The 20,919-nt window shown below is 67.6% G+C and carries 18 protein-coding genes; 14 read left to right on the forward strand and 4 right to left on the reverse strand.

The features are described from left to right. The first annotated feature begins 14 nt into the window (after positions 1–14). From dxs to ACX40P_RS04715, 4 genes are read left to right on the forward strand one after another with little or no spacing between them, the layout of a single operon-like run. Positions 15–1,955: a 1-deoxy-D-xylulose-5-phosphate synthase gene (gene dxs / locus ACX40P_RS04700; protein ID WP_459125112.1), complete on the forward strand. Its 1,941-nt coding sequence runs from the start codon at positions 15–17 to the stop codon at positions 1,953–1,955. 10 nt (positions 1,956–1,965) lie between these two features. After that, entirely contained in the window at positions 1,966–2,388 is a 423-nt protein-coding gene (locus tag ACX40P_RS04705) for a hypothetical protein (RefSeq protein WP_459125113.1), read from the forward strand. 38 nt (positions 2,389–2,426) lie between these two features. Next, positions 2,427–2,660 (forward strand): AbrB/MazE/SpoVT family DNA-binding domain-containing protein, encoded by a 234-nt coding sequence (locus ACX40P_RS04710; protein ID WP_459125114.1) that lies wholly within the window; start codon positions 2,427–2,429, stop codon positions 2,658–2,660. Further along, positions 2,657–3,064 (forward strand): PIN domain-containing protein, encoded by a 408-nt coding sequence (locus ACX40P_RS04715; protein WP_459125115.1) that lies wholly within the window; start codon positions 2,657–2,659, stop codon positions 3,062–3,064. The genes ACX40P_RS04710 and ACX40P_RS04715 overlap by 4 nt, the downstream gene beginning before the upstream one ends. Here ACX40P_RS04715 and ACX40P_RS04720 read toward each other — a convergent pair. Together ACX40P_RS04720 and ACX40P_RS04725 are read right to left on the reverse strand one after the other, a co-directional pair. Beyond that, positions 3,033–4,022: an alpha/beta hydrolase gene (locus ACX40P_RS04720; RefSeq protein ID WP_459125116.1), complete on the reverse strand. Its 990-nt coding sequence runs from the start codon at positions 4,020–4,022 to the stop codon at positions 3,033–3,035. The two genes, ACX40P_RS04715 and ACX40P_RS04720, sit on opposite strands and share 32 nt — an antisense overlap. Before the next feature lie 19 nt (positions 4,023–4,041). Further along, positions 4,042–4,692, reverse strand: coding sequence for an RBBP9/YdeN family alpha/beta hydrolase (locus tag ACX40P_RS04725; protein ID WP_459125117.1), 651 nt, complete (start codon positions 4,690–4,692; stop codon positions 4,042–4,044). A gap of 160 nt (positions 4,693–4,852) precedes the next feature. Between ACX40P_RS04725 and recN the strand changes: the two genes are divergently transcribed. After that, entirely contained in the window at positions 4,853–6,508 is a 1,656-nt protein-coding gene (recN, locus tag ACX40P_RS04730) for a DNA repair protein RecN (protein ID WP_459125118.1), read from the forward strand. Between the two features lie 193 nt (positions 6,509–6,701). On the opposite strand, the gene ACX40P_RS04735 is transcribed toward recN, so the two are convergent. Next, on the reverse strand, positions 6,702–7,373 hold the full coding sequence (locus tag ACX40P_RS04735; RefSeq protein ID WP_459125119.1) for a glutathione S-transferase family protein: 672 nt from the start codon (positions 7,371–7,373) through the stop codon (positions 6,702–6,704). A gap of 64 nt (positions 7,374–7,437) precedes the next feature. Here ACX40P_RS04735 and glmU point away from each other — a divergent pair, with 64 nt between their 5' ends. The 3 genes from glmU to glmS are packed head-to-tail and all read left to right on the forward strand — an operon-like array spanning position 7,438 to position 10,943. Continuing rightward, positions 7,438–8,790, forward strand: coding sequence for a bifunctional UDP-N-acetylglucosamine diphosphorylase/glucosamine-1-phosphate N-acetyltransferase GlmU (glmU, locus tag ACX40P_RS04740; protein ID WP_459125244.1), 1,353 nt, complete (start codon positions 7,438–7,440; stop codon positions 8,788–8,790). Beyond that, on the forward strand, positions 8,787–9,098 hold the full coding sequence (locus ACX40P_RS04745; RefSeq protein WP_459125120.1) for a hypothetical protein: 312 nt from the start codon (positions 8,787–8,789) through the stop codon (positions 9,096–9,098). The genes glmU and ACX40P_RS04745 overlap by 4 nt, the downstream gene beginning before the upstream one ends. Positions 9,099–9,119: 21 nt before the next feature. Continuing rightward, on the forward strand, positions 9,120–10,943 hold the full coding sequence (gene glmS, locus ACX40P_RS04750) for a glutamine--fructose-6-phosphate transaminase (isomerizing) (protein WP_459125121.1): 1,824 nt from the start codon (positions 9,120–9,122) through the stop codon (positions 10,941–10,943). Positions 10,944–10,956: 13 nt separating this feature from the next. Here glmS and ACX40P_RS04755 read toward each other — a convergent pair whose 3' ends face one another. Continuing rightward, positions 10,957–12,039 carry a GGDEF domain-containing protein gene (locus tag ACX40P_RS04755; RefSeq protein ID WP_459125122.1) on the reverse strand — a complete coding sequence of 361 codons (1,083 nt, stop codon included), beginning with the start codon at positions 12,037–12,039 and terminating at the stop codon, positions 10,957–10,959. A 330-nt stretch (positions 12,040–12,369) separates the two neighbouring features. On the opposite strand from ACX40P_RS04755, the gene cysD reads away from it, so the two are divergent. The 6 genes from cysD to rsmH all read left to right on the forward strand — a co-directional run bounded on the left by cysD (position 12,370) and on the right by rsmH (position 20,916). After that, a complete protein-coding gene (cysD, locus tag ACX40P_RS04760; RefSeq protein WP_459125123.1) occupies positions 12,370–13,308 on the forward strand; it encodes a sulfate adenylyltransferase subunit CysD in 939 nt (312 codons plus the stop codon). After that, complete coding sequence (gene cysN / locus ACX40P_RS04765; RefSeq protein WP_459125124.1) at positions 13,308–15,227, forward strand: sulfate adenylyltransferase subunit CysN; 1,920 nt, start codon at positions 13,308–13,310, stop codon at positions 15,225–15,227. Before cysD ends, cysN begins: the two co-directional genes overlap by 1 nt. Then, entirely contained in the window at positions 15,224–15,970 is a 747-nt protein-coding gene (locus tag ACX40P_RS04770; RefSeq protein ID WP_459125125.1) for a 3'(2'),5'-bisphosphate nucleotidase CysQ, read from the forward strand. Before cysN ends, ACX40P_RS04770 begins: the two co-directional genes overlap by 4 nt. Before the next feature lie 161 nt (positions 15,971–16,131). After that, positions 16,132–19,176 (forward strand): TonB-dependent receptor domain-containing protein, encoded by a 3,045-nt coding sequence (locus ACX40P_RS04775; RefSeq protein WP_459125126.1) that lies wholly within the window; start codon positions 16,132–16,134, stop codon positions 19,174–19,176. 304 nt (positions 19,177–19,480) lie between these two features. Beyond that, complete coding sequence (locus ACX40P_RS04780) at positions 19,481–19,972, forward strand: division/cell wall cluster transcriptional repressor MraZ (RefSeq protein ID WP_459125127.1); 492 nt, start codon at positions 19,481–19,483, stop codon at positions 19,970–19,972. Next, positions 19,969–20,916 carry a 16S rRNA (cytosine(1402)-N(4))-methyltransferase RsmH gene (gene rsmH / locus ACX40P_RS04785; RefSeq protein ID WP_459125128.1) on the forward strand — a complete coding sequence of 316 codons (948 nt, stop codon included), beginning with the start codon at positions 19,969–19,971 and terminating at the stop codon, positions 20,914–20,916. The genes ACX40P_RS04780 and rsmH overlap by 4 nt, the downstream gene beginning before the upstream one ends. Positions 20,917–20,919: the final 3 nt, after the last annotated feature.

Here is a 20,919-nt window from a genome sequence, read left to right on the forward strand (position 1 = left end):
GGTAATCAGGCCGGATGTCCGATACTTCCAAGACGCCGCAGCTCGAGACTCCGTTGCTCGACACGGTGAAGACGCCCCACGATCTGCGCAAACTCGACGTGAAGCAGTTGCGCCAGCTGGCCGATGAGCTGCGGTCCGAAACCATCTCCGCGGTCGGCACGACCGGTGGGCATCTCGGCTCCGGCCTCGGCGTGGTCGAGCTGACGACCGCGATCCATTACGTGTTCGACACGCCGCGCGACCGGCTGGTGTGGGACGTCGGCCACCAATGCTACCCGCACAAGATCCTGACCGGGCGGCGCGAGCGCATCCGCACGCTGCGGCAGGGCGGGGGGCTCTCGGGCTTCACCAAGCGCAGCGAGAGCGAATACGATCCCTTCGGCGCGGCGCATTCGTCAACGTCCATCTCGGCGGCTCTGGGCTTCGCCATCGCCAACAAGCTGTCGGGGTCGGACGGCAAGGCGATCGCGGTGATCGGCGACGGATCGATGTCCGCCGGCATGGCCTATGAAGCGATGAACAACGCCGAGGCCGCGGGCAACCGCCTCGTCGTCATCCTCAACGACAACGACATGTCGATCGCCCCGCCGGTAGGTGGCCTGTCCGCCTATCTCGCCCGCATGGTATCGAGCAGCGAATACATGGGCCTGCGCAGCCTCGCGTCGAAGCTCGCCGCCAAGCTGTCGCGCCGCGTCCACAAGACCGCCGCCAAGGTCGAGGAATATGCCCGCGGCATGGCGACGGGCGGCACGCTGTTCGAGGAGCTCGGCTTCTACTATGTCGGTCCGATCGACGGTCACAATCTCGAACACCTGATCCCGGTGCTGGAGAATGTCCGCGACGCGAAGGAGGGCCCGGTCCTCGTCCATGTCGTGACCAAGAAGGGCAAGGGATATGCCCCGGCCGAGGCGGCGGCGGACAAATACCACGGCGTCCAGAAATTCGACGTCATCACCGGTACGCAGGCGAAGGCGCCGCCGGGGCCGCCACAGTATCAGAACGTGTTCGGCGACCAGCTGGTGAAGGAGGGCATGCGCGACCCCAATATCGTCGCCATCACCGCGGCGATGCCGTCGGGCACCGGCGTCGATCGCTTCGCCAAGGCGTTCCCCGATCGCGCCTTCGACGTCGGTATCGCCGAACAGCACGCCGTGACCTTCGCCGCCGGCCTCGCCGCGCAGGGGATGCGGCCGTTCTGCGCGATCTACTCGACCTTCCTCCAGCGCGCCTATGACCAGGTCGTCCACGACGTCGCCATCCAGAACCTGCCGGTCCGCTTCGCGATCGACCGCGCGGGCCTCGTCGGCGCGGACGGCGCGACGCATGCGGGCAGCTTCGACGTCACCTATCTCGCGACGCTCCCCAATTTTGTCGTGATGGCCGCGGCGGACGAGGCGGAACTGGTCCACATGACCCACACCGCCGCGCTGCACGACAGCGGGCCCATCGCGCTGCGCTATCCGCGCGGCAACGGCACCGGTGTCGCGCTGCCCGAGACGCCCGAGCGGCTGGAGATCGGCAAGGGCCGCATGGTGCGCGAGGGCAAGACCGTCGCCATCCTGTCGCTCGGAACCCGCCTCGGCGAAGCACTGAAGGCCGCCGACGTGCTGGAGGCGAAGGGGCTGTCGACCTCGGTCGCCGACCTGCGCTTCGCCAAGCCGCTCGACGAGGCGCTGATCCGCCGCCTGCTGACCACGCATGAGGTCGCCGTCACGATCGAGGAATCCTCGGTCGGCGGTCTCGGCGCGCATGTGCTGACATATGCCAGCGACGACGGCCTGATCGACGCGGGGCTGAAGCTGCGCACGATGCGCCTGCCCGACGTATTCCAGGACCAGGACAAGCCCGAAGTGCAATATGACGAGGCGCGGCTGAACGCCGAGCATATCGTCGACACGGTGCTGAAAGCGCTGCGCCACAACAGCGAGAGCCTCAGCGAAAGCGTGAGCGCCTGAGCTTCGGCGCATGAGCGGCTGGGCGGCGGCCATCACGATCGTCGTGCTGATGACGGTCGCGGTCATCGGTTTCAACGCCTCCCTCTGGCTCCGCCACCGCGCGCTCGCTGCTGCGAGGGGCGGGTGGAGCGAGGCCGATTTCTCTTCGGCGATGGCGGCGGCGGGCGTGTCGCCCGAGGTGACGGAGGCGGTGCGCTCCATCCTTGGCGACTACTACATGGCCGATCTCGCACCACAGCCCGACGACGATCTGGCAGATGTGCTGCGCATCTCTTCGGAAGAGCAGGAGGAGATCGTGGAAAGGCTGTTCACGGCACTCGGCCGGCCCGAACCGATCCGGGAGGTTCCGGAACACATTCCCGACCTGCGGACCGTCGAGGATCTGGCGCTCCATATGCAGCGCCGACGCGATGCTCTTGCCGCGACTCATTGACGGATATACATTCTGCCAACGTATATCCGGAGATCGTCATGCAAGTTGCGAAATGGGGAAACAGCCTCGCCGTCCGCATCCCCGCCGACGTCGCCCGCACGCTCGGGCTGAAGGAGGGCGACGATATCGACATCTGCGCACTCGACTCGGGGCAGGTCGCTGTCCTGACACGCCAGCAGATCAGGTTGGCGGCGATCGAGCGGATGCGGACGATGGCGCAACCCCTGCCTGCGAATTACAGGTTCGATCGTGAGGAAGCGAACGCGCGGTGACGGGCGCGTTCTTCGATACCAACATCCTCGTCTACGCCCATGCACAAGATGCCGATAAGGGCGAAGTCGCGCGGTCCCTACTTGAGCGCGGTGGAAGCATCGGCGTTCAGACGCTGAACGAGTTCGTGAACGTCGCCCGACGTAAGCTGCAGTGGGACTGGGCGAAAATCGATCTTGCGCTGGCCGGCTTCGACGCGGTGTTCGACAGCGTCGTGCCCCTTGATGCCGTGGTTCACGCGCTGGGCAAGGATATGGCGAAGCGCCATAACTTCTCGATCTACGACGCGATGATCGTCGCCGCCGCGCTGACGGCGGGATGCGACCGCCTCTATTCGGAGGACATGCACCACGGCCTCGTCATCGACGGCCGGCTTACGATCGAGAACCCTTTCCCGGCGCCATGAACCCATGCGTGCCTGCCCATGCCACCAACAGGTCGGGCCAAAGATGCGCCGGCAAGCCCTGTGTTCGCCGGCCCCAGCCGAAGCCGTGCCCGCCCTTTTCGAACAGGTGCATCTCCACCGGCACCTGCGCCGCGCGAGCGGCGGCGTAAAGGGTCAGGCTGTTCTCCACTTTGACCGTCGCGTCGTCACGGGCATGTACGATGAACAATGGGGGCGTATCCTTGCCGACTTGTCGGTCGGGGGAGTGTTCGGCGACCATAGTGTCGGTCGTTTCTGCCCCGATCAGGTTGGCGCGCGAGCCGGCGTGGGCGAGGTCTGGCTCCATCGACACGACCGGATAGATCGGTGCGGCGATGGCGGGGCGGGCGCTCAGGCGGTCGGCGGCGTCGACTGGCGTGTACACGTTGCGGCTATGTCGGACCGCGAGGTCGGCGCACAAATGCCCGCCCGCCGAAAAGCCCATCACCCCGACCCGCGCCGGATCGACGCCGTAGCGCGCTGCGTTCGCGCGGATCAGTCGCATCGCGCGCCGCGCATCCGCCAGCGGCGCATTGGCGGGATCGCGCCAGCCCTCCGCCGGCAGCCGGTAGAACAGGACGAAGGCGGTGATGCCGCGTGCGTTCAGCCAGGCGGCGAGTTCATACCCCTCCTTGTCCACTACCACGCGGGCGTAGCCGCCGCCGGGGATCACCAGCATCGCGGCACCGTTGGGGCGGGGCGCACGAAAGACATCGATGCGCGGGCGGCGGATGCCGTGCATGGCGCGGTCGCGGATGACGGGATCCTTGCTGCGATCCTCGACCACCTCCGCCAGCGCGGGATTGGTCAGGCCGGGCGCATCCCCGCCGGGCCAGAGCATCAGGCGCTCGGGCGCGCTCGTGGCGGCCTCGGCGTGGACATGCGCGAGCGGAAGGCTCGCGAGCGAGGCGGCGAGCAGGGTGCGGCGGTCGATGGTCACCGCCGCACGATGGCACAGCTCACCAGGCGATGCGAGCCTCCGGCACTGTCGACAGTCGCTCCGCCAGCAGTGCACGGCCTTGCGACGGCGTGTGAGCCAGCCCGATCCCGTCGACCAGTTCGGCGAGCAGCGCCTGCCCCTCGCTCCAGTCACCGATCCCGCTCAGCGCATTGATGTGGCCGAGCGCGCCCGCATCGACGAAGTGGCTGCCCCAACCGCTCGCCAGCGCCTTTGCCCGCGGGATCGTGATCCACGGATCGTCGGTGCTGGCGACGACCAGCGAGGGGAAGGGGAGGGCGGCGGTCGGTGCAGGCGCGAAGCCGGCCAGTTCAGGCGGCGCATCGTGGCGGTCGACATCGGCCGGCGCCACCAGCAGCGCGCCCGCCACCGGCCAGCCATAGGGCTGACCCGAGAGCGCCGCCCACCATGCGACCGCCTGACACCCGAGCGAATGCGCCACCAGCACGACCGGCGCCTGCGCGGTTCGGATCGCCTGGTCGAGCTTCGTCACCCAGCTGTTGCGGTGCGGCGTGTCCCACATGCCGAGGTCCGCGCGTACCGTATCGGCCCGGGCGCGTTCCCATAAAGTCTGCCAATGGGTATCGCCGGAATTGCCGAGGCCGGGCACGGTCAGGATCGTCGGCGCCGGTCGTTCGAAGAAGGATGCCATGAGTCACGCTCCTTTTCTGGACGACCAACATATTCCTACTTCTGGACTAGGCAATAGCTCTGCGGCGATCCGCCCGTTGTTTTCGGCGGAGCGATGGGGCTGCGCGGTCCGGCGCGTAACGCCTTTCGTCCGGCGCTTCGCTGTGTCAAAGGCGGAACATATGCTGACCGCGCTATCCATCCGCGACGTCGTGCTGATCGAGGCGCTGGACCTCGACTTCGCAGCCGGACTGGGCGTGCTGACCGGCGAGACCGGGGCGGGCAAGTCGATCCTGCTCGACGCGCTGGGGCTGGCGCTGGGCGCAAGGGCGGACAGCGGGCTCGTCCGGCACGGCGCCGCGCAGGCGGGGGTGACCGCCAGTTTCGAGCTGGGCCCCGACCATCCCGCCGCCGGGATCCTCGAACGCAGCGCGATGGAATGGGAACGCGGTGAGCCGCTCATCATCCGTCGCCAGGTGAAGGCCGACGGCGGCAGTCGCGCCTTCGTCAACGACCAGCCGGCGTCCGCCGGATTGCTGCGCGAGATCGGCCAGCATCTGGTCGAAATCCACGGCCAGCACGACGATCGCGGCCTGCTGGCGCCGGCCGGCCACCGTGCGCTGCTCGACACCTATGGCCGTAACGACATCGCTGGCGTAGCTGCGGCGCATCGCGCGTGGCGAGCGGCGGAGGACGCGCTGGCCGCCGCGCGCGCGGAAATCGAAACGGCGGCACGCGACCGCGACTGGCTGGAGCATGCGGTCGGCGAACTCGACGCGCTGGCGCCGGAGCCTGGCGAGGAGGAGACGCTGGCCGACCGCCGCCGCCTGATGCAGCGGTCGGAGAAGATCTCGGACGATCTCACGACCGTCACCTCGCTGCTGGGCGACAGCGATGGTGGCCTGTCGAAGTTGCGGCAGGCGGCCCGTTACCTCGAACGCATCGCGCCCGATCATGCCGCGCTGGCCGAGGCGCTGGCGGCGGTCGATCGCGCGGTGATCGAGGGGGCGCTGGCCGAGGACAAGCTGGCCGAATCGGCGCGCGCGCTCGCCTTCGATCCGCGCGCGCAGGAGGACGACGAGGCGCGGCTGTTCGAGCTACGTGGCATGGCGCGCAAGCATCGCGTTCAGCCCGACGATCTCGCCGCGCTCGCCGACGATCTGCGCGGGCGGCTGGAGCGGCTGGACGGCGGCGAGGCGTCGATCGGTGCGCTGGAGGCCGAGGTGGCGGCAAAGGCGGCGGTGTTCGAGGCGGAGGCCGCCGCGCTCTCGAAGGCGCGGACCGCGGCGGCGGCGCGGCTGGACGCGGCGGTGGCGGCGGAGCTCGCGCCGCTGAAGCTGGATGCGGCGCGGCTGCGCACCGCGGTGGAGCCGTTGCCGGCGGAGGCGTGGTCGCCGTCCGGGCGCGACCGCGTCGAGTTTCTCGTCTCGACCAACCCCGGCGCGCCGTTCGCGCCGCTCATCAAGATCGCCAGCGGCGGCGAATTGTCGCGCCTCATCCTGGCGCTGAAGGTCGCGCTGGCTGAGGAAGGCGGCGCACGCACGCTGATCTTCGACGAGATCGACCGCGGCGTCGGCGGCGCGGTGGCGAGCGCGATCGGCGAGCGGCTGTCGCGGCTGGCGGGCGATGCGCAGTTGCTGGTGGTGACGCACAGCCCGCAGGTCGCGGCGCGGGGCGATGCGCATTTCCTGATCGCCAAGAGCCACGACGGCACCGTGACCCGCACCGGCGTGCGTCGTCTGAGTGCGGCGGAGCGGCGCGAAGAGATCGCGCGGATGCTGTCCGGGGCCGAGGTGACGGATGAGGCGCGGGCTCAGGCTGCGCGGTTGCTTGTGTGATTTGGGGAAGCGTGGGTTCAGAGAAGGCGCAAAGATTTTAGTCGTGCAGAGGCGAAGAGAGGTGTTGCTCGCGGCTACGGCAGCTGATCGAAGTCGGGGACAATATCGGAGCGCTGACGCGCGTAAGACTTTCTCCGCGTCCCCCGCGCCTCTGCGCGAATTTCCTTCGCGTCTTAGTGCCTTCTCCGAACCGCTACTTCTCCGCCACCGGCTGCTCGAACTTCTCGATCACCCAGTCTTCTTCGTTCGCCGCGGCGATCCAGTCCTGCATGAAGGGATGTTGCAGCACCGCGTTCATATAGGCGGGCGCGAAGCGGGCGACGGGGAGCGAATAGGTGACGATCCGTGTCACCACCGGCGCGAACATGATGTCCGCCGCGCCGAATTTACCGAACAGGAATTGCCCGTCGCCGCCCCAGCGCGCGCGGGCCTTTGCCCAAAGCTCCATGATGCGGCTCAGGTCCGCGACCACGTCGTCGTCGGGGCGCGTCGGTTCGTACACGTGGCGGATGTTCATGCTGTGCTTGCGCCGCAGCGCCGCGAAGCCCGAATGCATCTCCGCCGCCATCGACCGAGCCATCGCGCGGGCGGCCACGTCCTTCGGCCAGAACCGGTCGCCGCCGCTCGCCTCGTTAAGATGCTCGATGATGGCGAGGCTGTCCCAGACGACGCAGTCGCCGTCCCACAGGATCGGCACCTTGCCCGACGACGGCGCGAATTCGTCGCCCTCGCGCCGCTGTTCCCAGTCCTGGTCGTACAGGGGGACGACCATTTCCTCGAAGGGAATGCCCGACTGCTTGCACGCAAGCCAGCCGCGCAGCGACCAGGAGGAATAGGCCTTGTTGCCGATGATGAGCTTTAGCATGGGCGCCGGGGTAACCGCGCTACTGGAAATGTAAACCTGCCCGTGGCAGGGCTTGGGCGTGACGATACAAAGACCGCTCGCTGCGATCGTCCTGGCCGCTGGTCAGGGCACGCGCATGAAATCCGACACGCACAAGGTGCTGCATCCGGTCGCCGGACGGCCGATGCTGCTGCATCTGCTCGACGCGACCGCCGCTCTGGAGCCGGCGCGGACGATGGTCGTCGTCGGGGCGCGGCGCGAGCAGATCGAGGCGGCGGTGACGCCGCTGGGGGCGGAGATCGTGCATCAGGCGGAGCAGCTTGGCACGGGCCACGCGGTCGCGCAGGCGGAAAGCGCGCTCGGCTCCTTCGCGGGCGACGTGCTGATCCTGTACGGCGACGTACCGCTGGTGCGCAGCGAGACGATGCGCGCGATGCTGGAGCGGCTGCATGCCGCGGATGCGCCGGCCAGCGTCGTGCTGGGCTTCCGCCCCGCCGATCCCGGCGCCTATGGCCGCATCGTCGCGACCGAGGACGGCGGCATCACCAAGATGGTCGAGTTCAAGGACGCCGACGAGGAAACGCGCGCGGTCGATCTGTGCAATTCCGGGCTGATGGCGGTGCGCGGCGAGGATCTGTTCGGCCTGCTGGCACGCGTCGGCAACGCCAATGCGGCGGGCGAATATTATCTGCCGGATATCGTGATGCTGGCGGCCGCCGACGGCCGCACCTCCGCAGTGATCGAGACGGCGGCCGACGAAGTGGCCGGCATCAACAGCCGCGCCGAACTGGCCGCGGTCGATGCGCGCTGGCAGGCGGTGCGCCGCGCGCAGGCGATGGCGGACGGCGCGACGCTGATCGCGCCCGAGACGGTCTGGTTCGCGCACGACACGGTGGTCGGTCGCGACGTAACGATCGAGCCCAATGTCGTTTTCGGCCCCGGCGTGACGATCGGCGATGGCGTCACCATCCACGCCTTCAGCCACATCGAGGGTGCGACCATCGGCACGGGCGCGCACGTCGGTCCCTATGCGCGGCTGCGTCCGGGCGCGGTGCTGGGCGAGCGGGCGAAGGTCGGCAACTTCGTCGAGATCAAGAACGCGACGCTGGGCGTGGGGGCCAAGGCCAACCACCTGACTTATCTGGGCGACGCCGACATCGGCGCGGGCGCGAATATCGGCGCGGGTACGATCACCTGCAACTACGACGGCTTCTTCAAATACCGCACGATCATCGGTGAGGGCGCGTTCGTCGGATCGAACAGTGCGCTGGTCGCGCCGATTGCTATCGGGGCGGGGGCGATCATCGGTGCCGGATCGGTGGTAACGCGCGATGTCGATCCCGACGCGCTGGCCGTGGCGCGTGAGCCGCAGCGGTCGCTGACCGGCTGGGCGCGGCGGTTCCGCGAACAGATGCGCATCAAGAAGGCGGCACGATGAGCGAGCGCTACGCGGCGAAGCCGTTCCTGGAACTGGTCGATGCCTGGATGCTCGACGCGATCGGAGCGCTGCCGGCCGACCGCGCCGCCGCGCTGACCGCGCGAGAGGGCGAGTTCGCGACACTGTTCGGCGAACGCGGCGGCTGGCGCGACATGGTCGTGACCCGCATGAACTTTCCCGCGGGCATGGCCGGCGCCGTTCGCGAGGTCTGGGACAAGGGGCGGGTCCGTTTCGTCGAGGCGAACGGCCATGATCCCGATTCGGGCGAATTCGTCCGGACCTTCGTCGACACCAATTTCCCGCACTGACGGGCACGGAGACTAGCAGACATGTGCGGCATCGTCGGAATTCTGGGCACGTCGCCCGTTGCCGAGCGCCTGTTCGAGGGGCTGAAGCGGCTGGAATATCGCGGCTATGATTCGGCCGGCATCGCGACCTTGGTCGACGGCCGCATCGAGCGCCGCCGCGCCGAGGGCAAGCTGCTCAATCTCGCCGCGCGGCTGGCCGAAAGCCCGCTGCCCGGCACGATCGGCATCGCCCACACCCGCTGGGCGACGCACGGCGCGCCGACCGAGGACAACGCGCATCCGCACATCGTCGGCGACGTGACGATCGTCCACAACGGCATCATCGAGAACTTCAAACCGCTGCGCGACGAACTGATCGCGGAGGGGCGCACCTTCCTGTCGCAGACCGATACCGAAGTGGTCGCGCATCTGGTCGCGCGCGAGGTCGAGCGCGGTGCATCGCCCAAGGATGCTGTCGCCGCGGTGCTGCCGCGCCTGCATGGCGCGTTCGCGCTGGCGGCGATGTTCGCGGGGCACCCGGACCTGCTGATCGCTGCGCGCCTGGGTGCGCCGCTGACGGTCGGCTACGGCGACGGCGAAAACTATCTGGGGTCGGACGCACATGCGCTCGCCGGCCTGACGCAGCGTATCGCCTATCTGGACGAGGGCGACTGGGCGGTGCTGACGCGTGAGAGCATCGAGATCTTCGATCGCGACAATGCCCCCGTCGAGCGCGCGATCGTCGCGTCGGGCGTGTCGCCGGCTGCGATCGAAAAGGGCAACCACGCCCATTTTATGCTCAAGGAAATCTACGAACAGCCGGTCGTCGTCGCGCAAACGCTGCAATCGTACATCCGCCCGGTCGAACAGATGGTGGCGATGCCGCAGATGGACTTCGATCTGGGCAGCATTGAACGCGTCGTCATCATCGCCTGCGGCACGGCCAGCTATGTCGGGATGATCGGCAAATACTGGATCGAGCGCTTCGCACGCCTGCCGGTCGAGGTCGATGTCGCCTCCGAATATCGCTATCGCGATCCCGTGCTGTTGCCCAATACGCTGGGTGTCGTCGTCAGCCAGTCCGGCGAAACGGCCGATACGCTGGCTGCGCTGCGTCACATGAAGGGTGCGGGAGTCACAACCGCCGGCATCATCAACGTGCCCACCAGTAGCATGGCGCGCGAGGTCGACCTGTTGCTGTCGACCCATGCCGGGCCGGAGATCGGCGTCGCTTCGACCAAGGCCTTCACCTGCCAGCTGGCGGTGATGGCCGCGCTGAGCGTCAATCTCGCCCGTGCGAAGGGCAAGTTGACCTCGGATGAAGAGGCGGAGATCGTTCAGCACCTGACCGAGAGCCCAGCCGCGATAAACGCCGCGCTGAGCCACGACGACGAGATCAAGGCGATGGCCGGCACGATCGCCGGCGCGCGCGACGTGCTGTATCTGGGCCGCGGGCCGGATTATCCGCTGGCGCTGGAGGGCGCGCTAAAGCTCAAGGAAATCAGCTACATCCATGCCGAGGGCTATGCGTCGGGCGAGATGAAGCACGGGCCGATCGCGCTGATCGACGACTCCGTGCCGCTGATCGTACTGGCGCCGTCAGGCCCGCTGTTCGACAAGACGGTGAGCAACATGCAGGAGGCGCAGGCGCGTGGTGCGCAGGTCGTGCTCATCAGCGACGCCGCCGGCATCGCGCAGGCGGGCGAGAACACCATCGCGACGATCGAGATGCCCGAGGTCCACCCGCTGATCGCGCCGTTGGTCTACGCCGTGCCGGTCCAGTTGCTCGCCTATCACGTCGCGGTCGCCAAGGGGACGGACGTGGATCAGCCGCGCAATCTCGCCAAGTCGGTGACCGTCGAATAGCAGCGCCGCGGGATCACACCTCGATCCGGCTGACACCGCGCTCGATGCTGTCTTCCAGCTTCTTGCGCGCGCGTTCGATCATCGCCAGCCCCTCTTCCTGACGGCCTATCATGATGGCGGCGGAGGCGGTGACGACACCGATCGGCTCGCCGCTGCCGCGCAGGCGCAGCCGGCGGGTCGCCAGCGCGTCCAGCGCGTCGCGCACGCCGTCCCGGACGATCGACAGCGCGATGTCCATCAGCACGACCACGAATTCGTTGCCGCTCCAGCGGATCAGCTCCTGATCCTCGAAGGCGTCGCGCAGCGTCGTAGCACACGCGTTCAGCACATTGTCGCCGACGGCCCGGCCATAGCGTTCGTTCAGGCCGGCGAGGTCGTCGAGCCGCACCAGCACCAGCGCAAAGCCGCGGTCATAGTGCGCGAGTTGTGCCAGAATCGCGCGAGCACCGCGCTGATTGAGCGCATCGGTCAATGGATCGGTATTGGGATCCAGCGACTTGGCGGGTCCCCGTGTCGGCATGGCGGCCGATATCGCGGCGCCGTCGTCCAGCGCGAACGCATCGCCCGGCGTGCGGGTGTCGTCGCCGGACGTGATGCGTCCGCGCAGCGCCGCGATTTCCCTGCGCATCTCGGCCAGTTCGCGCTCGGCATCGCTCAGCCGCGTCGCGAAACTGTCGGCGGAGACGGGCCAGGCCTCGCGGTCCGCGACGAAGGCGCCGACGTCGCGTCCGAGCTCGCTCGTCAGCGTGAGCGCCCCCGTCGTCAGCTCGCCGAGTTCGGCGCTCTGGCGGGACACGACCTCCGCCGCGTGGGAGGCGGGCAGGGTAGCGGCAACGGCAGCGGCAGCGGTTGCGGCGGGCACGCCTGGGATGTGGGTGGGATCGGTGATGCCCAGAAACTGCGCGTTCAGCTCGCCGGCCTGTTCCGCCGTCAGACGCAGGCCGCCGTCCACCAGCTCGGCGATCCGCAGTGCCAGCGGCGCGCCGGGCGCAGCCAGATAGCGTAACGCCAGCGCGTAGTTCGCCGGGGACGGATCGAGCCGGTGGTGTTCGAGAAAGTCCATCGCATTACGGGCGCGTTCGAAAGCCGCCTTCATGCCGCCGCTCGGTCGTCGATAAGGATCATGTAGATTCCGGCTCTTCGTCGTCGCCGTCGGTCCGGGCCGGCGACATCACCCAGCGATAACCCGCATCCGGAGTTGCGATCCATGACCGATCGTCGCGGCATCGACGCCGAAGCATGCGATCCGGCACCGCGCCCGCCGACGCCGCTATAGACCATCATCTAACTTGACGTCGACAAGTTACGATAAAGATCAATGGCCTAGGACTGTGACAGACCTGTGCCCGACGGGGATCATGCATGGCCGTTCTGCCGCACGCAGACGATACGCCCCACCGCGGGTAGCGGCTCCCCAAGCATTTGTTTGCAGCGCGAGCGACGATCCGCCTTAGATAGCGCGGCGATGCACGACCTTACGCACCTCGACCGACTGGAAGCCGAATCGATCCACATCCTGCGCGAGGTGGTGACGGAGGCCGAGCGCCCGGTGATGCTGTATTCGGTCGGCAAGGATTCGGCGGTGATGCTGCATCTGGCGCGCAAGGCCTTCTATCCCGCGCCGCCGCCGTTTCCGTTGCTGCATGTCGACACGACGTGGAAATTCCGCGCGATGTACGAATTGCGCGACCGCGCGGCGGCGGCGGCGGGCATGGAGCTACTGGTCTATCGCAATCCGGATGCGGAAGCGCGCGGCATCAATCCGTTCGATCACGGCGGCCTGCACACCGATCTTTGGAAGACGGAAGGGCTGAAGCAGGCGCTTGACCTGCACGGTTTCGACGCGGCGTTCGGTGGCGCGCGGCGCGACGAAGAGAAGAGCCGCGCCAAGGAACGTGTCTTCAGCTTCCGCTCCGCCACGCACCGCTGGGACCCCAAGGCGCAGCGGCCCGAGCTGTGGCATCTCTACAATGCACGCAAGGCCAAGGGAGAAAGCATCCGCGCCTTCCCGATCAGCAACTGGACCGAACTCGACATCTGGCAGTACATCCTGCGCGAGGGGATCGAGATCGTGCCGCTGTATTTCGCCGCGCCGCGCCCGACCGTCGAGCGTGACGGCATGCTGCTGATGGTCGACGACGACCGCTTCCGCCTGCGGCCGGGCGAAGTACCCGTCGATCGCTCGATCCGCTTCCGCACGCTCGGCTGCTATCCGCTGACCGGCGCGGTCGAGAGCGCGGCCACGACGCTGCCGCAGGTGATCCAGGAGATGCTGCTGACCACCACATCGGAGCGGCAGGGCCGGGCGATCGACCACGACCAGTCGGCGAGCATGGAGAAGAAGAAGGCGGAGGGGTATTTCTGATGACGAGCCCCGCCTACGCCCCCGACGCGCTGATCGCGACCGACATCGACGCCTATCTCGCGCGGCACCAGTCGAAGTCGCTGCTGCGCTTTCTCACCTGCGGGTCGGTCGACGACGGCAAGTCGACGCTGATCGGGCGGCTGCTCTACGACAGCCGCGCGATCTTCGACGACCAGCTGTCGGCGCTCGAGGCGGATTCGAGGCGGCTGGGCACGCAGGGGCAGAACATCGATTTCGCGCTGCTGGTCGACGGCCTCGCCGCCGAGCGGGAGCAGGGCATCACGATCGATGTCGCCTACCGCTTCTTCGCGACCGACCGGCGCAAGTTCATCGTCGCCGACACACCCGGTCACGAACAATATACGCGCAACATGGTCACCGGCGCATCGACCGCGGACCTCGCCGTCATTCTGATCGACGCGCGCAAGGGCGTGCTCACGCAGACGCGGCGGCATGGCTTCCTCGTCAACCTGCTCGGCATCCGCAACGTCGTGCTGGCGGTGAACAAGATGGACCTGATCGGCTGGGACCGCGCGGTCTACGACCGGATCGTCGAGGATTTCGGGCTGTTCGCCCAGTCGATCGACATGGTGCTGCCGCTCGCAATCCCGATCTCTGGGCTGGGCGGCGACAATATCGCCAGCACGTCCGGGCACACCCCCTGGTATGACGGGCCGACGCTGCTCGAGCATCTGGAAACGGTGCCGGTCGAACGCGACCGGGCGGCGGCGCAGCCGTTCGCGATGCCGGTGCAGTGGGTCAACCGCCCGAGCCTCGACTTTCGCGGCTTCGCGGGCACGGTGGCGGGCGGACAGGTGAGTGCGGGCGACCGGGTGCGCGTGCTGCCGTCGGGCCGCACATCGCACGTCATGCGGATCGTGACCTTCGACGGCGATCTACCGCAGGCGACTGCGGGGCAGGCGGTGACGCTGACGCTGAGCGACGAGATCGACTGTTCGCGCGGCGACGTGATCGTCGCGGCGGAAGACCCCGCCGAGGTCGCCGACCAGTTCGTCGCCACGATCGTGTGGATGGACGAAACCGCGATGATCCCCGGTCGCGCCTATATCCTGAAGTCGGGGGCGACGACCGTCAGCGCGACGATCCGCCCGCCCGAGCACGCGATCGACGTCAACAGCCTGCAACACCTGTCGGTCAAAACGCTGGGCCTGAACGACATCGGCCTCGCGCATATCCACACCGACCGGCCGATCCCGTTCGCCCCCTATCGCGACAGCCGCGAGCTGGGCGGTTTCATCCTGATCGACAAGCTGACCAACGCCACCGTCGCCGCCGGCTTGATAGAGGGGGCGCTGCGCCGGTCGCAGAACATTCACTGGCAGGCGATCGAGATCACGCGCGAGGCGCACGCCGCGCAGAAGGGGCAGGCGCCGAAGCTGCTGTGGTTTACCGGCCTGTCGGGATCGGGCAAGTCGACGATCGCCAATCTGGTCGAGAAGAAGCTGCACGCGCTCGGCCGGCACAGCTTTCTGCTGGACGGCGACAACGTCCGCCATGGCCTCAACCGCGATCTGGGGTTCAGCGTCGCCGACCGGATCGAGAACATTCGCCGCGTGGGGGAGGTCGCCAAGCTGATGACCGACGCGGGGCTGATCGTGCTCACCGCGTTCATCTCGCCGTTCCGGGCAGAGCGCGACATGGTGCGCGCGATGATGCCGGCGGGGGAGTTCGTCGAGGTGTTCGTCGACACCCCGCTGACGGTGGCCGAGGCGCGCGACCCCAAGGGGCTTTATGCCCGCGCACGCACCGGCGAGATCCCGAACTTCACCGGCATCTCCAGCCCCTATGAGCCGCCGGAGACGCCCGACATCCATATCGATACGCAACGCATCTCGCCTGAGGACGCCGCCGAGCTGATCGTCGACCGCATCGTCGGCATGTGGATGCCGACGATATGAGTGATGCCGCGCTCGCACGCGAGATCGCCGAAGGGGCGGGGCGCATCCTGCGCGAGTTGCAGCACGGCGGGCTGACCGGACGCGCGCTGGGCGACGAGGGTGACCGCATCGCCAACGCCTATATCCTCGATCGCCTGCGTGCCGAGCGGCCGGGCGAATTCATCCTGTCCGAGGAATCGGAGGACGATCCCGCCCGCTGCGGCGCGAGTCGGTGCTGGGTGGTCGATCCGCTGGACGGCACATCCGAATATGCCGCGGGCCGCGCCGATTGGGCAGTGCACATCGGATTGAGCATCGATGGCGTGCCCGCCGCCGGCGCGGTCGCGCTGCCCGCGCGGGGACTGGTGCTGTCGACCGAAAGCTGCGGCGCGGCCCCGCCGGCACGCGTGCCCCCGCGCATCGTCGTCAGTCGCAGCCGCCCACCCGCGCAGGCCAAGCTGCTCGCCGAGGCGTTCGCCGGCGAGCTGGTGCCGATGGGATCGGCCGGCGCCAAGGCGATGGCGGTTGTACTGGGGGAGGCCGACATCTACGTCCACGACGGCGGCCAGTACGTGTGGGACAACTGCGCCCCCGCCGCGGTCGCGCTCGCCGCCGGACTGCACGTCTCGCGCCTCGACGGCAGCCCGCTGGTCTACAACCGCGTTGATACGTGGCTGCCCGACCTGTTGATCTGTTCGCCGGCGGTGGCGGGGCCGATTTTGACCGTCCTAAGCACTGCGGCGGAAAATCGAGATACAATATAAGCTTAGCGCAATTGTCAGTTTTAACGGACTGTAAGCTTGTGTTGCTGGCGAGCAACACGCCTGTGCCAATACGCATGTCTGTGACGGTTTGAGGATTGATAGGTTTCAGTTTTGCGACGTAATCCGCCCCATTCGCGCACGTGCCGCGATTGGGGACCGACATGACAGCTGCAAACTTCCGCCGATATCTGCTTGCATCCACGCTTCTGCTGACGAGCGCCGGCATCGCCGCACCCGCCTTCGCACAGGCGCAGCCGGCGACCAGCGCCACGGTTCCGCAGGATAGCGCCACTCGCGACACCGCGACCGATGAGCAGGCACCCGCGGACATCGTCGTCACTGGTTCGCTGCTGCGCCGCACGGATACCGAGACGCCGTCGCCGGTCACCGTGCTGAGCACCGAATCGCTGGCCGCCGCCGGCATCACCAACATCTCCGACGCCGTGCGTTCGATCTCGGCCGACAGCGCCGGCTCGATCGGAACCGGCTTCCAGAGCGGCTTCTCGGCGGGCGGTTCGGCCGTCTCGCTGCGCGGCCTGGGCGTGTCGTCCACGCTGGTCCTGATCGACGGCCTGCGCTCGACCAACTTCCCGATCAACGACGACGGCCACAACGCCTATGTCGATCTGAACTCGATCCCGTTCAGCCTTGTCGAGCGGGTCGAGGTTCTGAAGGACGGCGCATCGTCGACCTATGGCGCCGACGCGATCGGTGGCGTGGTCAACATCATCCTGCGCAAGCAGTACAAGGGCATCGACGGCCTGATCGAAGGCGGCGTCGCGGAGCGTGGCGATGCCGGGCATCAGCGCGCGAACCTGACGGTCGGCTTCGGCGACTATGCCGCCACCGGCTTCAACGTCTACATCAACGGCGAGTATCAGCGCGACGGTCGCGTCACCAACCACAGCCGCGGCTTCCCGTACAACACCCGCGACCTGACCCCGATCGGCGGCATCGACAACAATGCCGACGACGGTTCGCTGACGCAGAACACGCCGACCGCCTACGTCGCCCGCGTCGTCCAGAACGATCTGAACAACCCGCTGTCGGGCGGCACCACGCTGTTCGCCGACGGGCTGCAGGCCAACGGTTCGCCTTACTCGAACTACACCGCGCTGGGCTTGGGCAACTGCGCCCGCGAGACGTTCTCGGTGACGTCGGGCGGCGCTCGCGGCACGGGGTGCAAGTACGACCTGACCGACCTGTATCGCCAGATCCAGCCGCTGCAGGAGCGCTACTCGGTCAACGGCCGCGTCAGCATCCGCGTGTCGGACGATATCGAGGCCTACGCCACCGGCAGCTACAGCCGCAGCTACGTCAGCATCAACGGCATCCCGTCCTCGATCCGCAACACCCAGCCCTATGGCGGCGCGCCGGCGCTGGCGTCGAGCAACCCGGGCATCGTCCTGCCGGTGTACATCTGCTCGGCGGGCATCAATTGCTCGACCGCAGCCGATCGTCGCCTGAACCCGAATAACCCGTTCGCCGCTGCCAATGCCGCGACGCCTGCCAACGGCGCGGCGCGCATCTATTATCTGTTCGGCGACATCGCGGCGGGCAGCGAGCGCACGAACGAAGTGTATCGCTTCACCGCCGGCCTGAACGGATCGTTCGGCAACGACTGGTCGTGGCGTGTCGAGGGCGTCTATGCCCGCGACAACCTAGAGATCGTGCAGCACGGCCTCATCAACATTGCGGCGCTGCGCACGGCGATCAACACCGGTTCGTACAACTTCGTGAACCCGGCGCAGAATTCGCAGTCGGTGCGCGACACGCTGTCTCCGGACAAGCGTACGCCGTCCTATTCGGAGCAGTATGGCGTCGACGCGTCGATCACCAAGCGTCTGGCCGACCTGCCGGGCGGACCGCTGCAGATCGCGATCGGCGGTCAGGTGCGCCGCGAGAAGCTGGAGAACAACAACCAGAACGCAGCACTCGACACCTATGCGCTGACCACCTCGTCGGCGTTCGGCGAACACACCGTCTCGGCCGCTTATTTCGAGATCGGTGCGCCGGTGCTGGACGTCCTCGACGTCAACGTGTCGGGCCGGTACGATCATTACTCGGAAGGCTTCGGCCGCTTCTCGCCGAAGGTCGGCGTGAAGTTCACGCCCATCCGGGCGCTGGCGTTCCGTGGCACCTATTCGCAGGGCTTCCGCGCGCCGACCTTCGCGGAATCGAACCCGCGCAGCCAGTTCGCCGGCTTCGTCACCACGACGCCGCCGTGCAACTTCATCCTGCAGCATGGCGGCACCGGCTCGACCACCTCGTGCAGCGCGAACGGCAACCCCTATAACCTCGCCTACTCGCTGGGCCGCGGTTACGCGGGCAACCCGGACCTGCAGCCCGAGAAGTCGCGCAGCTTCACCGGCGGCGTGATCTTCCAGCCGACCCGCTGGCTCAGCCTCACCGCCGACTATTACAACGTGAAGAAGTCGAACCTCGTCTATCAGGGTCCGCTGACCGGCGCGGCGATCACCGCCTATTACGGCGCGGCGAACCTGGCCGCGGCGCAGGCCGCCGTGGCGGCGGTCGGCAACGGCTACTCGGTCAACACGGTTGATTCGATCGATCCGCTGTTCCCGAGCGCCTTGCCACGCCTGCTGATCCTGAACGTGCCGTATGTGAACGCCAACTATGCACTCACGTCGGGCATCGACGTCGCGGCGACGGTCAACCTGCGTCTGGCGGAGAATGTGCGCTTCACGACCCGCGCGGAAGTGACGCACGTCTTCCACTACAACGTCCACACGGCGACCGACGTGCTGCGCTACGCCGGTACGCTTGGGCCGTACGACCTGTCGTCGGGCAACGGCACGCCCGACTGGCGCGGCAATCTGCAGAGCACGATCGAGGTGAACGACTTCGCGTTCAGCGCGACCGCCTATTACACCGGCAAGCTCCGCTCGGTTGCGGCGGATCAGGCCGTTCGCCAGCTCGATTGCGACCGCGGCAACATCTATTCGACGTCGTCGCCGTTCGATCAGAACTTCTGCTACATTAACTCGTTCATCACCGTCGATTTCAACGCGACACAGAAGGTGGGCGACCGTTTCAGCTTCTTCTTCAACGTGAAGAACGCGCTTGATGCCCGCGCACCGGTCGCTCCGGCGGCCTATGCGTCGGCGCCGAACTTCCTGACCAGCTGGCATTATGCCGGCCTGATCGGGCGCCAGTATCGCGCGGGTGCATCGTTCAAGTTCTGATCCGCAGCGATCAGCATGAACCAATCGGGGCGGCCCTTCGGGGCCGCCCTTTTGATTCCGCCCCGCCGCTTCACCGCCTGCGCGATTGATCCCGATCAACTCCAGAACAAAATGCAAACATTACGCCAATCGTCGAACTCAGGCGCAAAATCCCCGTTTGAGGCGCTCGATCCCTTGATCGGCCAGTCCCGTTGCGGTACGTCGAAGATCAAGAGGGGCACTCTCCCGCAGGCGCACGGATTCGATCACGGCAGGGGCCGTTTTCGACAGCGGGGGAGCTTTGTCCGCTCGACGGGGCAGTGGCGTGGACGACTTCGAACTCTACGAGGGCAGCGCGTTGCAGGGGGTCGATGCGAAGGGTCGCGTCGCCATCCCCGCCGACTTTCGCGCCGTGTTCGAGAAGAATTCGCCGTCACGCACCATCGTGATCGGCATCCACCCGCTGCTGCCTTGCCTGCGTGCCTATGACCTGACCTGGTCCAAGATCAATTTCAGCCAGATTCAGCGCGATCTGCTGAGCCCCGATGCCGATGTGCGCGCGATCGCCGAGAAGCGGAGCGCGGACTTCGCCGATGTCGATCGCGCCCCGTTCGATCCTAGCGGTCGCTTCGTGCTCGACGAATTCTTCCGCAGCGAAGCGAAGATCGAATCGCCCGGCTGGGCCTTCTTCGCGGGCGATGCGCAGACCTTCAACATCTGGAATCCCGAGGTGCTGATGGCGCAGGAGGACGGCGTCAGCGCAGTCACGCGTCGCCGCTGCGCCTATCTGATGGCCAACCGGAAGGCGCGGGCATGACCACGCTTGCCGCCCCGCACATCCCTGTGCTGCTGAGCGAAGTGCTCGACGCGCTCGCCATCGCCCCCGGCGAAGCCCATGTCGATGCGACCTTCGGCGCGGGCGGCTACACGCGCGCGATGCTGGCGGCGGGCGCGCGCGTGCTGGCGTTCGACCGCGATCCCGATGCGATTCGCGATGGTGCGGCGCTGGTCGAGGAAGCGGACGGCGCGCTGACGCTGATTGCCGCGCCGTTCTCGGCGATGGAAGGCGAACTGGCGGCGCGGGGTGCCGTGCCGGTGGACGGCGTGACGATGGATATCGGCGTGTCGTCGATGCAGCTCGACCGGGCGGAGCGGGGGTTCTCGTTCCAGTCGGACGGGCCGCTCGACATGCGGATGAGCCAGGCGGGCGAGAGCGCCGCCGACTTCCTGAACACCGCCGACGAAGCCGCGATCGCCGACGTGCTGTACCTGTATGGCGAGGAGCCGCGGTCGCGCCGCGTCGCGCGCGCGATCGTCGATGCGCGGCCGCTGACGCGGACGGGCGAGCTGGCCGCGGTCGTGCGTCGCGCGCTGGGTCACAAGCCGCACGACAAGAAGGACCCGGCGACCCGGACCTTTCAGGCGATCCGTATCCACCTGAACCGCGAGCTCGACGAGCTGACCGACGGGCTGGCGGCGGCGGAGCGGGTGCTGAAGCCGGGCGGGCGGCTGGCGGTGGTAACCTTCCACAGCCTGGAGGATCGCATCGTCAAGCGCTTCTTCCGCGAACGCAGCGGCAGCACTCCGGCGGGGTCGCGGCATCGCCCGGCGGTGGCGGCGGCCAACGACCCGACATTCGAGACCCCGGCGCGCGCGGTGCGTGCCGGTGACGATGAGATCGCGCGCAACCCGCGCGCGCGATCGGCGACCTTGCGGGTAGCGCGGCGGACGGTTGCCGCGGCGTGGCGTAATCAGGAGTAGGCG

This window comes from Sphingomonas sp. RS2018, assembly GCF_054489605.1.